This window comes from Pseudomonas kribbensis (assembly GCF_003352185.1).
Classification (GTDB): domain Bacteria; phylum Pseudomonadota; class Gammaproteobacteria; order Pseudomonadales; family Pseudomonadaceae; genus Aquipseudomonas; species Aquipseudomonas kribbensis.
In genome coordinates this window covers 1498673-1510826 of the sequence record NZ_CP029608.1, presented here as the reverse complement: position 1 = coordinate 1510826, position 12154 = coordinate 1498673, and the positions used below count along the sequence as shown (strand labels likewise).

Below are 12154 nucleotides of genomic sequence, written 5' to 3'. Positions count from 1 at the left end.
ATCACTTGAGGCAAGCACGATGAAAATTCTGTTGATCGGCGCCGGCGGCACCATCGGTTCGGCCGTGGACAAAGAGCTGTCGCAGCGTCACGAAGTCATTCGCATCGGCCGCAGCAGCGGCGATTTCCAGGTGGACATCAGCGACAGCGCATCGATCCGCAAGCTGTTCGAAAAGACCGGCAAGTTCGACGCCCTGGTCTGCGCCGCCGGCAACGTAACCTTCGCCCCGCTGGGCGACATGAACGAAGACAGCTTCGCCCTCGGCCTGAAAGACAAACTGATGGGCCAGGTCAATCTGTTGCTGATCGGCCGTGAATTCGCCAACGACGGCGCATCGTTCACCTTCACCACCGGCGTCCTCAGCCACGATCCGATCCGCAGCGGTGCTTCGGCGGCACTGGTCAACGGCGCGCTGGACAGCTTCGTCCGTGCCGCCGCCATCGAACTGCCACGGGGCCTGCGCGTAAACTCGATCAGCCCGACCGTGCTGGTGGAAGCCATGGGCAGCTACGCCCCGTACTTCCGCGGCTACAAGCCGGTTCCTGCGGCGGATGTGGCATTGGCCTACGCCAAGAGTGTCGAAGGCCTGCAGACAGGTCAGACATTTCACGTGGGCTGAAAGCCTCGGCATGCGGCGCTGGGTCAGCGTCGCATCAAGGTTTTAATGCTCCAGCAGCGTCGGAAGCAGCTTGCTGGCGACCTCGCGAGGCACGGCTATTCTCAGGCTAGGGCCTTTGATCACCGATTGAATCGTTGCGCTCGACACTTGAACGCCGTTGATGGACAACTGCAGGCGCTGGTGTATTGCCTCCGTCGTCACCCGCTGCAGGCGATGCTGCGCATCCGGGCTCAACGTGACACTGAGCTCGACGACATGCGGATTCGGATCATCGATTCGTTTGAGTTCGAGGCTTATTTCGGAGAAATCCGCCTCTGATGAAAAAGCAATTTCTGCCGCCATCGACGGCCATGCAGCCATCATTGCCAGTACCGCCAACAGCACCCTGCCTGATCCTTTCATAAAAACCTCGCGCATCCAAAAGGCGGACAAGGTACGGCCAAATGTCCTTCGTCCCGGCTTCCAAAGTTAAGCCAAATGTTTCCGGTACGTGGCAAGTTCAACTCAAGGTTGTGATAAGCGGTCAGCCTGCGTAACGTGGCGGCACTTGTCTGGAGAGCCGAAGATGCGTGTTGCCCGTTCCTTGATCGTTGTTGCCCTGCTCCCTCTGTTTGCCGCGTGCCAGTTGTTCGACGGTGCGCGGACCAGCGCCTCCCACGTCGGCCAGACGCGGATGCAGGGGCAACTGACCGCTGCCGACGGAAAACTGGTGTTCCAGTCATGCGGTGAGCAGCGTCAGTACGTGGTTAACGACATCGGCGGCACCAGCATTCTGCAAGAGGCCGCCACCCTGGCCGACCAGCAGGGCAAGCTGTTCGCCGACGTGCGCGGCAAGATCGCCGGTGACCGTCTCGACCTGACCCAGCTCTATCGCGTCGAACGCTCCGGCACCGCTTGCGATGATCCGAACTTCAAGCAACTGATCCTGCGCGCCGCCGGCCATGGCCCGGAATGGAACGTCAAGGTCAGCGGCAAAGGCATGGTCATCGATCGCGAAGGCCAGCCACCGCTCGCTGTGCCCTATGTTGAAGAACAGTTGGGCGACGGTCGTTTCAACCTCAGCAGCGAAGCCAACAACCAGCACATCGAACTGTGGGTGGCGCCGCAACGCTGCGTCGACAGCAACACCGGCAGCGTGCAGCACATGAGCGCCGAGTTGCGCATCGACGGCAAGGTGCAGCGCGGTTGCGGGTATTTCGGCGGTTCGCGCAACGACTGATCGTTTTACCCTCACGGGATCCGGCCGTTGCGGCTTATAATCGCCGCCTTCAAACGCCCTGGCGCAGTTGTGCGCCCCGCGAACCGGATCCTGTCATGTTACGAATCACTGAACTCAAGCTGCCGATCGACCATCCCGACGAAGACCTGCGCGCTGCAATCGTGCAACGCCTGGGCATCGCCAGCGATGACCTGCTCGATTTCACCTTGTTCAAGCGCAGCTACGATGCGCGCAAAAAGTCTTCCGAACTGTGCTTCATCTACACCATCGACCTCGAAGTGCGCGACGAGGCCAAGGTGCTGGGCAAGTTCGCCGATGACCGCAACGTCAACGTGGCGCCGGATGTCAGCTACAAATTCGTCGGCCAGGCGCCAAGCGACCTGAACCAGCGCCCGATCGTGGTCGGTTTCGGCCCGTGCGGGATCTTCGCCGGCCTGCTGCTGGCGCAGATGGGCTTCAAGCCGATCATCCTCGAACGCGGCACCGAAGTGCGCCAGCGCACCAAGGACACCTGGGGCCTGTGGCGCAAAAGCGTGCTCAACCCCGAGTCCAACGTGCAGTTCGGCGAAGGCGGCGCGGGCACGTTCTCCGACGGCAAGCTGTACAGCCAGATCAAGGATCCGAAATTCCTCGGCCGCAAAGTCTTGCACGAGTTCGTCAAGGCCGGCGCGCCGGAAGAAATCCTCTACGTCAGCAAGCCGCACATCGGTACGTTCCGTCTGACCGGCATGGTCGAGACCATGCGTGAAGAGATCCGTGCCCTGGGTGGCGAAGTACGCTTCCAGGAGCGCGTCACCGATGTGCTGATCGAAGACGGCCAACTGGTCGGCGTCGAACTGGCCAGCGGCGAAACCCTGCATTCGAAACACGTGATTCTGGCGCTGGGCCACAGTGCCCGCGATACCTTCCGCATGCTCCACAGCCGTGGCGTGTTCATGGAAGCCAAGCCGTTTTCGGTGGGTTTCCGCATCGAGCACCCGCAATCGCTGATCGACCGCGCGCGACTGGGCAAATACGCCGGTCACCCGAAACTCGGCGCTGCCGACTACAAACTGGTGCACCACGCCAAAAACGGCCGTTCGGTCTACAGCTTCTGCATGTGCCCGGGCGGCACCGTGGTGGCGGCGACCTCCGAGCCGAACCGCGTGGTCACCAACGGCATGAGCCAGTACTCGCGTAACGAGCGCAACGCCAACTCCGGCATCGTCGTCGGCATCACCCCGGAAGTCGATTATCCGGGCGGCCCGCTGGCCGGGATCGAGTTGCAGGAGCGTCTGGAATCCCACGCTTTCATCCTCGGCGGCAGCGATTACAAGGCGCCGGCGCAACTGGTCGGCGACTTCATCAACGGCACGCCGTCCACCGAGCTGGGCGAGGTTGAGCCTTCGTACAAGCCGGGTGTGGCATTGGGTGATCTGGCCCTGGCCTTGCCGGACTTTGCCATCGAAGCAATTCGCGAGGCCCTGCCGGCGTTCGAGAAGCAGATTCGCGGTTATTCGCTGCACGATGCGGTGCTGACCGGGATCGAGACGCGGACTTCGTCGCCGCTGCGGATCACGCGGAACGAGTCGCTGCAGAGCATGAACGTCAAAGGTCTGTTCCCGGCCGGTGAAGGCGCGGGTTATGCGGGCGGGATTCTGTCGGCGGGCGTTGACGGGATTCGTATCGCGGAAGCTGTGGCGCGTGACATCCTGGGTCTCGAGGCCTGATAAACAAGCTTTGAAGTGATAAAAAACCTGTGGGAGCGAGCCTGCTCGCGATAGTGGTTTGACCTTCAACAGAAATGTTGACTGGTCTATCGCCATCGCGAGCAGGCTCGCTCCCACATTGGTTTCAGCTGTTGGCTTTAGATATTGGCGCGCAGAACCGAGGCCGGGAGCACTTCACCCTTCTCGGCACTCGCCGCCACGGCCGCCATCAATCCCTCCAGCTCATAGCCCTGCGCCTTGAGCCACGCCTGATCGTAATAGGTGTCCGCGTAGCGCTCGCCGCCATCGCACAGGATCGCCACGATCGACCCCGACTCCCCCGCCGCTTTCATCTGCTGAGCCGCCATCAGCGCGCCGATCAGGTTGGTGCCGCTCGACCCACCGACATGCCGGCCCAGACGTTGCGCCAAGTAATGCATGGCCGCCAGCGACAAGGCATCAGGCACCTTGACCATCGCATCGATTACCTTCGGCAGGAACGAAGCTTCCACCCGAGGCCGGCCGATGCCTTCGATCCGCGAACCGTGGTCCAGACGCAGGCTGGCATCACCGGTCTGGTAAAAGTCGAAGAACACCGAACGCTCGGCATCGGCGCACAGCACGCGAGTGCAGTGCTGGCGATAACGCACGTAACGACCGAGGGTCGCGGTGGTGCCGCCGGTGCCGGGGCTGGAAATCAGCCACGCCGGGCATGGGTGCTGCTCGTAGCGCATCTGCTGGAAGATCGACTCGGCGATGTTGTTGTTCGCCCGCCAGTCGGTGGCGCGCTCGGCGTAGGTGAACTGGTCGATGAAGTGGCCGTCATGCTCCCGGGCCAGACGTTCGGATTCGGCGTAGATCTGGGTCGGATCGTCCACCAGATGGCTCTTGCCGCCGTAGAAAGCGATCTGCGCAATCTTCTCCTTGGACGTGGTCGCCGGCATCACCGCAATGAACGGCAGCCCAAGCATCCGCGCAAAGTACGCTTCGGAAATCGCCGTCGAACCGCTGGACGCCTCGATCACCGGCGCGCCGGGCTTGAGCCAGCCGTTACACAAGGCGTAGAGAAACAGCGAACGGGCCAGCCGATGCTTGAGGCTGCCAGTGGGATGGCTGGATTCGTCCTTGAAATACAACTCGATGCCCGGAAACCCCGGCAGCGGCAAGGGGATCAGGTGGGTGTCGGCGCTGCGCTGGAAGTCCGCTTCGATGATCCGGATGGCTTCGCGGGCCCACTGTCGGTTGTCGCTCATGGCTGTTGTTCTCGTTGAATCGGGCAGAAGTGCCTTCACAGGCTTAGCCCCCAAGCTTAGGAAAAATCCCACCGCACTGACAGATACAGCTGAACTTCAATACCGTCGGCAACTGCTAGGCTCTGCTGCAGGTCTGGCAGGCGCCTTGTAACCATATATAACAAAAAAGAATATAACTTTTGTTTTAACAACTAACAGTACGGGTTAGGGTGTCCCACCTTTTGACTTTATCGATGGAGAGCGACCTTGCCTCTGCGTAGCACTTTCACGCGTTTCTTTCAGTTGGAAGCTGCCAGCGGTCTGTTACTGATCGCCGCGGCCATCCTGGCTCTAATCATCAACAACTCGCCGCTGTCGTGGCTGTACACCGGCCTGCTCGACACCCCGGTGGTCGCGCAGATCGGCGCATTGAAAATCGCCAAACCCCTGCTGCTGTGGATCAACGACGGCCTGATGGCGCTGTTCTTCCTGCTCATCGGCCTGGAAGTGAAGCGTGAAGTGCTCGACGGCCAGCTGTCGAAACCGTCGCAGATCGTCCTGCCCGGCGCGGCGGCCATCGGCGGCATGCTGGTGCCGGCGCTGATCTACTGGTTCCTCAACCGCGACAACCCGGCCGCCCTCGATGGCTGGGCGATCCCCACCGCCACCGACATCGCCTTCGCCCTCGGCGTGCTGGCCTTGCTCGGCAAACGGGTGCCGGTGTCGCTGAAGCTGTTCCTGATGACCCTGGCGATCATCGACGACCTTGGCGCGATCGTGATCATCGCGATCTTCTATTCCGGCGAACTCTCGACCCTGTCGCTGGGTCTGGCGGCGGCGTGCATTGCGGCGCTGGTGGCGATGAACCGGCTCGGGGTGGTCAAGCTCGGGCCGTACATGATCATCGGGTTGATCCTGTGGGTCTGCGTGCTCAAGAGCGGTGTCCACGCGACGCTGGCCGGCGTGACCCTGGCGTTCTGCATTCCGCTGCGCACGAAAAACGCCGAACCTTCGCCGCTGCTGACCCTGGAACATGCGCTGCACCCATGGGTGGCCTACGGCATCCTGCCGCTTTTCGCCTTCGCCAACGCCGGTTTGTCGCTGACCGGTGTGACCGCCGAAAGCTTCACCCACCACGTACCGATGGGCATCGCCGTCGGCCTGCTGCTGGGCAAGACCATCGGCGTGTTCGGCCTGACCTGGCTCGCCGTGAAAACCGGCATCGCCGCCCTGCCCCAGAACGCCAATTGGGGCCAGGTGCTGGGCGTGGCGATCCTCTGCGGGATCGGCTTCACCATGAGCCTGTTTGTCGGCTCCCTCGCCTTCGTGCCGGGTGCCAGTGAATACGCCGGAATGGACCGGATGGGCATTCTCACCGGCTCAGTGTTCGCAGCATTGATCGGTTATGCGGTGACCCTGGCGGCAAGCAGAAAGAACACCGCGCTGCCTTCCTGATGCCGTAGCGAACAATCCCCACGTCTTTAGAGACGCGTCCTACAGCCACACTTTTCCTGCTTCGTTAACGTCGTGCAGCCCCTTTCGAGGGGCTGCCGATGCATGAACGAAAGGACAATCAGTGGCTGGTCAAAAGGACATTCCCCGGGTTCCCAACCCACCGGCAGGCGACGGGCATCACGTCACCTACCGTTACCTGACAGCCACCGAGCTGGCCGATCAGGACGAGCGACAACACAAGTACGACGCCATGTTGGCGCGGCAGGAGGCCTTCGAGCGAAGTCGCGAGGTCGCGGCGAACAAGCCTGAGCCCGTGCGTGCCGGCTGTGTATTCGCCAAGTCCTGCAAGTTGCCGGACGCGATCATCGATTACTCGAATCCTTCGGGGATGGTGCCGACGGACAGCCTGAAAGATTACGGCGATCTGATCCTGCTCGGCGGACGTGAAGCCGATGACAGCGGCGGCGTTGCACTCAAAAAAATCAGCGGCACCGCCATTCCTGCTGGCCTGGGCACCTTTGCTCTCGCCGGTGAGGCGTTCAAGGCTTTGCCCGCGATGGCCTCCGCCGCCGTCGTGGCCCCGCTGGTCGGCCTGGTGGCGATGTTCATGCCATCGAACCTGGGCGACAGCGCCCTCTACACCGAAGACCAGTTGCTCGCCCTCAAACAGGCTCGAACCCGCGTGCGCTTGCACGTCGAACAGCAGGCCGACGGCAGCCTCAAGGGCTATGGCTTCTACACCGGCAAGAACCGCGACTGGGAAATGGTCGATGTCGCGCAGTTCACCGCACGCGGTAAACGGTTTGTTGCAGACCTCGGCGAAGGCACCGAACTGATCTGGACGCCCGCCGTGGACGGCTCCGACATCCTCGGCATCCCCGCGCTGGAAGCCGCTCCGCAGGCACCGCATATCTGGGTGTATCCGCCGACGAAAGCGGCGGACGGGATTCTGGTGAATCCGGTTTATCCGCCGAAGTATCGGGATTTCATATTGGTGTTTCCGGCGGGCTCGGGGGTCAGGCCGGTTTATATTGTTTTAAACCTTACTGGCAGAAAGCTTCCGAATCCGGATCACGACTACCATTCAGCACCTGAAACTGAGGAAATATTGGGTTTCCCGGGGTTGAAGGAAGCCAAGAAGAAAACACCCAAACAGGGTGGCGCGGGGCTTCGAGAGCGTTGGACTGACAATAAGGGTAGGACAATCTATGAATGGGACTCGCTGCACGGAGAACTGGAAGCTTATCGTGCAAGTGATGGCAGCCATCTAGGCTCTTTTGATCCGATAACGGGTGAACAGATAGATCCACCCAAAAAGAACCGAAATATTAAAAAGTACTTGTGAGGCTGTGATGGGACTGAAATTAAGACTGAACTGGTACGAAAAAATATCCGAGCAATCTGTGGGGAAGGAGTATTCAGCCGATCTCGGTGATGACGGATCAATCATTGAGGCTTTGGGCTTGATGGCGGAAAGCGAAATCTATGATGGGGGTTTTGATGTCAGGACTGATTGGGTATCCCGCCTTCAACCCTATTTCACTCACAAATTTGACGAAAGCATTTACGACTATCAAATATCATTTCGGTATAGAAAGAGCTGGTGAATATTTGATGGGACTTTCAGAGCATATTGTTCAACTGGTGTGCACCGAATGACTTGCCGATACTCGAAACTAAATCACACGATCGAAGCCTACGACAAGAAAACTGAGCTTCTTGTTTTTGAAGTAAATATTCCAGACGGAAACATTGAGCAGTTAAGAAAGATCATGAACTGGACTAAACCAGAAGATGAAATTTATGGATACGACCTCGACAGTCAGAAAATAACCGAACTGGAAAATCTAATAGGAACCGAGTTTTTCGACCCACAATTCGACTTTCAGTTAGGTTGTTATGGAAGTAATTAAATAAATTTTCAATAAAAAACCCCGACCAGTCACCTGATCGGGGTTTTTCTTTACCACCCGTTCCCGCTTAGTGCGAAACGCGGCTGGTCCCGCCAACAGTCGAAATCCGTACGCGCTCACCGACGCGGAACACTTCGTTCTCCTGCACTTGCTGCACGTAGGCGCGCATGCTGCCGTCGTCTTCGCGCACGGTGATTTCAACACCCTGGGTACGGGTCAGGCCTTCTTCGGTGGCGGAACCGATCAGGCCGCCGGCCACGGCACCGATAACGGCTGCAACGATGCTGCCTTTACCGCCGCCGATGGCGCTGCCGCCGACACCGCCGACCACTGCACCGGCAGCGCCGCCGATCGGGGTCTTGGTGCCTTCGATTTTCACCGGACGCAGGGATTCGATGGTGCCCATGCGAATCGTCTGCACGCGACGCGCTTCGTCACGGGAGTAGGAGTCACCGGTCAGGCTCGATTGGCAGCCGGTAAGCAACATCGCCATCGTGGAAAAGGAAGCAACCAGCAGAACAGACTTACGCATAGGATCAACTCCAAAGGACAGGTATTCATTAAACTCCGCAGCTTGACGCCTGTCACGGCGCCGCCCGGATAAATTTGGTTTCATTCAGGCCCGGTACAGGGCCTCCACGAACTCACCCAACAGTAGCGCCAAAATACAGAGCTTGCGCCGCCGACCCCAAGGATTTTCATGGATTACTTCATCATTGTCGTCACAACCGTCGCCGGTTTGTACTTCCACTGGTGGTTGTACGTGCGGATCAAACGCTGGATGGACCGCGATCTGGCATTGTCGCTGGCCGGCAAGGATGAAGGCAAACGCGCCTACATGCTCGAACGGCTGGCGCAAGCCCGATCACAGAAGGTCAGGCGTCGGGACCTGCCGAAGTGGCTTGAGGCCGCCGCGGCAGGCTATCCCGCTCGGTAGACTGCTTAAGGTGCCAGACGTTCAAGAATCCAGTCGGCGCCCTGCAAACGGTAGTTGAGGCGATCGTGCAGACGGCTCGCGCGCCCTTGCCAGAACTCGATGCGCTCCGGCAGCAAACGGTAACCGCCCCAGTGTTCCGGGCAGTCGGGCTGGGTGTCGGTGAAGCGTTGCTCGGTGGCCTTGAGCAAATCTTCCAGTTCACCCCGGCCGTTGATCACCCGGCTCTGCGGTGAAGCCCACGCGCCCAGACGGCTGCCCAGCGGACGCACTTGATAGTAGGCGTTGGACTCTTGCGGCGTGACCTTCACCACTCGCCCTTCGATGCGCACCTGACGCTCCAGGGTCGGCCAGAAGAACGTCATGGCCGCGAACGGATTCGCGGCCAGATGCTGGCCCTTGGCGCTTTCGTAGTTGGTGAAAAAGGTGAAGCCCTGCTCGTCCAGGCCCTTGAGCAGCAGAATGCGGCAGTGCGGACGCCCGTCCGCATCGACCGTGGCCAGGGTCATGGCGTTGGCCTCCACGGGCGCCTGCTCGGTTTTCACCGCGTCGGCGAACCACTGGTGGAACAGCGCAAAAGGCTCGGCCGGGGCTTGCGCCTCGGTCAGGCCATCCCGGGTGTAATCACGACGCATATCTGCCAGAGCCTGGGTCATGGCGCATTCCTTTTCGTTAGCGGATCACTGTTTTGCCGCGTCGGTCGCCGCGACTTTCTTGTCGCTGGCGGCGGCTTTGGCTGGAGCGGTTTTCTTCGCCGGGGCCTTCTTCACTGGCGCCTTGGCAGCGGCCTTCTTGGCCGGTGCCTTTTTGGTGGCCGGGACAGCGGCTTTCTTCGCGGCAGGTGCCGGAGTCACAGGCTTGGCGACTGGCTTGACGTCCTGGGCAGCGACCATGGTCACCGGCTTCGGTGCCGGCATGTTGTACTTGCTCAGCAGCGCGACCATGGTGTTCTGCGGGGTCACCAGCAGTTCGACACGACGGTTCAGGGCACGGCCTTCAACGCTGTCGTTGGCCGCACGCGGGGCATCGGCGCCCATGCCGCGCAGCATCAGGCGATCACGCTGCAAGCCGCTGAGGCGGAAGATTGCCGCCACCGACTGAGCACGTTCCTGGCTGAGTTTGGTGTTGTCTGCCGCAACACCGGCGTTGTCGCTGTGGCCGAGCACCAGGACCGCGGTTTTCGGGTCGGCTTCGAGGATCTTGGCGATATTGGTGAACGGGCTCAGGGTCACCGGCAACAGCATGGCCGGGCGTTTCGGGTTGAACGAGCCTTCAACCGGCGCGGTTACCACGAGGACGTTTTCACGGCGCTCGAATTGCAGGTTGCTACCCTTGATCGCGTCGCGCAGGCGCGGCTCGTAGTCGTCGAGCCAGGCCTGGGTGACTTTCGGGTCAGGCATCGGCACGGCTTTGGCGGTGTCCTGAGACTTGCCGCCGAACGGCCACCACCATTTGGTGCCGGTATCGACATCAGCCTTGGCGACAACGGCAGGCGCGGCTTGCGGTTTGACTTCGGGCTTCACGTCGGCCTTGGCCTTGTCAGCCGAATCGTCGGAGCCGAACGGCCAGTACCAGTGGCTGCTGCTCTCGGTCTTGGCGACAGGGGCGGTAGCGGCGGGTTTCACCGGTGCAGGCGCTGGAGCCGGCTCCTTGGCCGCAACCTTGTCGGAGGAACCGAACGGCCACCAGCTGCCGCCATCGGCGTCATTCTTGGGAGTCTGTGCACAACCGGTGATCGCGAAACACAGGGCCAGAGCGAGAGTTTGTTTGGACGACATTGGAAACCCACAAAAATTAGTAATGGACTATCAGAGGACTTTCGCCCGGATAAACAGACGCTTTGAATCGAAAAGCCGAATGAGGTTCCGGCCCTGGAACCTCCAGTAACGTTTTACAGACAAGTGGCAAGTACCCGCGCCAGCTTCTGCGCACGCGGATCCATCAAGACGTACGGCCCCAGGGTATTTGTCACAAATCCGAAGGCCACATCGTGCTCCGGATCAGCAAAACCGATGGAACCGCCCGCGCCTGGATGACCAAACGCCCGTGGGCCGAGGCCATAGGTGGCATTCGGCACATCAGGTTGATCGAGCATGCAACCGAGACCGAAACGGGTACGGGTCAGCAAGGTCTTGTCCTCGCCGAGGCTGTGTTCCCGGGTCAGTTCGTCGAGCATTTCGCTTTCCAGCAGGCTGCCGTCGAGCAGACCGGCGTAGAACCCGGCCAGGCTGCGCGCATTGCCGTGGCCGTTGGCCGCCGGTTGCTGCATGCGCCGCCATTCCGGCTTGTTGGTGCTGGTGAGCACCGACGGCGGATTGGTGAAGGCACGGGTGGTCATGGCGGTGGGTTCACGCATGGTCACTTGCAGCAGGCGCTGGGCGGCGGCATCGCCGACATTGCCTTTGCCACGGGCGATATGCGCGACGCGGTAGAACTCTTCGTCAGCCAGGCCGACATGGAAATCCAGCCCAAGCGGTTTGGCGACCCGTGCCACAATGGATTCACCCGGCCCACGGCCGTCGGCTCGGCGCAGCAACTCGCCGATCAGCCAGCCGTAAGTGATCGCGGCATAACCGTGACCGGTGCCCGGCGTCCACCACGGTGCTTCCGCCGCGAGGGCATCGACCATGGTCTGCCAGTCGTACAGTGCTTCAGGCGCCAGCAATTCGCGCAGGGCCGGCAGACCGGCCTGATGGCAAAGCAACTGGCGCAAAGTGACGGATTCCTTGCCGGCGGCCGCGAATTCCGGCCAGTAACGGGCGACCGGCGCATCGAGTTGCAGCTTGCCTTCGGCCACCAGTTGCAGCGCGGTGACAGCGGTGAAGGTCTTGGTGCAGGAGAACAGGTTGGCGATGGTGTCGCTGTGCCAGGCTTCGCTGCCGTCCTTGTCGGCGGTGCCGGCCCAGAGATCGAGAACGGTTTCCCCGCCGACCCGGATGCACAACGCGGCGCCACGTTCCTGGGGATCGTCGAACAGTGCCGCGAAGGCTTCGCGCACCGCTTCGAATTGAAGCTCGTAATGTCCCTGAATCTGCACCCGCAACTCCCCCGCGAAAACGCTCTACAAAGTGGCCCGCATTGTTCCAGCCCTTGA

General features: G+C 60.8%; 14 protein-coding genes. 8 read left to right on the top strand and 6 right to left on the bottom strand.

Annotated features, from left to right (window positions below):
• The first annotated feature begins 19 nt into the window (after positions 1–19).
• Positions 20–619: a short chain dehydrogenase gene (locus DLD99_RS06955; RefSeq protein ID WP_085712951.1), complete on the top strand. Its 600-nt coding sequence runs from the start codon at positions 20–22 to the stop codon at positions 617–619.
• Between the two features lie 42 nt (positions 620–661).
• Here the strand turns inward: DLD99_RS06955 and DLD99_RS06950 are convergent, their stop codons facing one another.
• Positions 662–1021: a hypothetical protein gene (locus DLD99_RS06950; RefSeq protein ID WP_114886612.1), complete on the bottom strand. Its 360-nt coding sequence runs from the start codon at positions 1019–1021 to the stop codon at positions 662–664.
• Positions 1022–1184: 163 nt separating this feature from the next.
• Between DLD99_RS06950 and DLD99_RS06945 the strand changes: the two genes are divergently transcribed.
• Both DLD99_RS06945 and DLD99_RS06940 read left to right on the top strand, forming a co-directional pair.
• Complete coding sequence (locus DLD99_RS06945; protein WP_114881716.1) at positions 1185–1838, top strand: COG3650 family protein; 654 nt, start codon at positions 1185–1187, stop codon at positions 1836–1838.
• A gap of 95 nt (positions 1839–1933) precedes the next feature.
• Positions 1934–3547 carry an NAD(P)/FAD-dependent oxidoreductase gene (locus tag DLD99_RS06940; protein WP_114881715.1) on the top strand — a complete coding sequence of 538 codons (1614 nt, stop codon included), beginning with the start codon at positions 1934–1936 and terminating at the stop codon, positions 3545–3547.
• A gap of 137 nt (positions 3548–3684) precedes the next feature.
• Here the strand turns inward: DLD99_RS06940 and DLD99_RS06935 are convergent, their stop codons facing one another.
• Positions 3685–4779 carry a PLP-dependent cysteine synthase family protein gene (locus DLD99_RS06935; RefSeq protein ID WP_114881714.1) on the bottom strand — a complete coding sequence of 365 codons (1095 nt, stop codon included), beginning with the start codon at positions 4777–4779 and terminating at the stop codon, positions 3685–3687.
• Between the two features lie 246 nt (positions 4780–5025).
• Here DLD99_RS06935 and nhaA point away from each other — a divergent pair, with 246 nt between their 5' ends.
• The 4 genes from nhaA (at position 5026) to DLD99_RS29615 (ending at position 8126) form a co-directional block, all read left to right on the top strand.
• Positions 5026–6213, top strand: a complete 1188-nt coding sequence (gene nhaA, locus DLD99_RS06930) for a Na+/H+ antiporter NhaA (protein WP_085729906.1) — start codon at positions 5026–5028, stop codon at positions 6211–6213.
• Positions 6214–6334: 121 nt separating this feature from the next.
• The gene (locus DLD99_RS06925; RefSeq protein ID WP_114881713.1) at positions 6335–7558 is read left to right on the top strand and encodes a colicin E3/pyocin S6 family cytotoxin; all 1224 of its coding nucleotides are present in this window, start codon (positions 6335–6337) and stop codon (positions 7556–7558) included.
• 7 nt (positions 7559–7565) lie between these two features.
• The gene (locus DLD99_RS06920; protein ID WP_114881712.1) at positions 7566–7820 is read left to right on the top strand and encodes a colicin E3-like toxin immunity protein; all 255 of its coding nucleotides are present in this window, start codon (positions 7566–7568) and stop codon (positions 7818–7820) included.
• A 48-nt stretch (positions 7821–7868) separates the two neighbouring features.
• Entirely contained in the window at positions 7869–8126 is a 258-nt protein-coding gene (locus tag DLD99_RS29615; RefSeq protein WP_114881711.1) for a DUF7683 domain-containing protein, read from the top strand.
• 67 nt (positions 8127–8193) lie between these two features.
• Here the strand turns inward: DLD99_RS29615 and DLD99_RS06910 are convergent, their stop codons facing one another.
• Entirely contained in the window at positions 8194–8658 is a 465-nt protein-coding gene (locus DLD99_RS06910) for an outer membrane lipoprotein (RefSeq protein ID WP_007969461.1), read from the bottom strand.
• Positions 8659–8826: 168 nt separating this feature from the next.
• On the opposite strand from DLD99_RS06910, the gene DLD99_RS06905 reads away from it, so the two are divergent.
• Complete coding sequence (locus DLD99_RS06905; RefSeq protein WP_114881710.1) at positions 8827–9063, top strand: hypothetical protein; 237 nt, start codon at positions 8827–8829, stop codon at positions 9061–9063.
• A 5-nt stretch (positions 9064–9068) separates the two neighbouring features.
• On the opposite strand, the gene pdxH is transcribed toward DLD99_RS06905, so the two are convergent.
• The 3 genes from pdxH to DLD99_RS06890 all read right to left on the bottom strand — a co-directional run bounded on the left by pdxH (position 9069) and on the right by DLD99_RS06890 (position 12097).
• On the bottom strand, positions 9069–9716 hold the full coding sequence (gene pdxH / locus DLD99_RS06900) for a pyridoxamine 5'-phosphate oxidase (RefSeq protein ID WP_114881709.1): 648 nt from the start codon (positions 9714–9716) through the stop codon (positions 9069–9071).
• A 24-nt stretch (positions 9717–9740) separates the two neighbouring features.
• On the bottom strand, positions 9741–10838 hold the full coding sequence (locus DLD99_RS06895) for an OmpA family protein (protein ID WP_114881708.1): 1098 nt from the start codon (positions 10836–10838) through the stop codon (positions 9741–9743).
• 113 nt (positions 10839–10951) lie between these two features.
• A complete protein-coding gene (locus DLD99_RS06890; RefSeq protein ID WP_085712940.1) occupies positions 10952–12097 on the bottom strand; it encodes a serine hydrolase domain-containing protein in 1146 nt (381 codons plus the stop codon).
• Between the last annotated feature and the right edge of the window lie 57 nt (positions 12098–12154).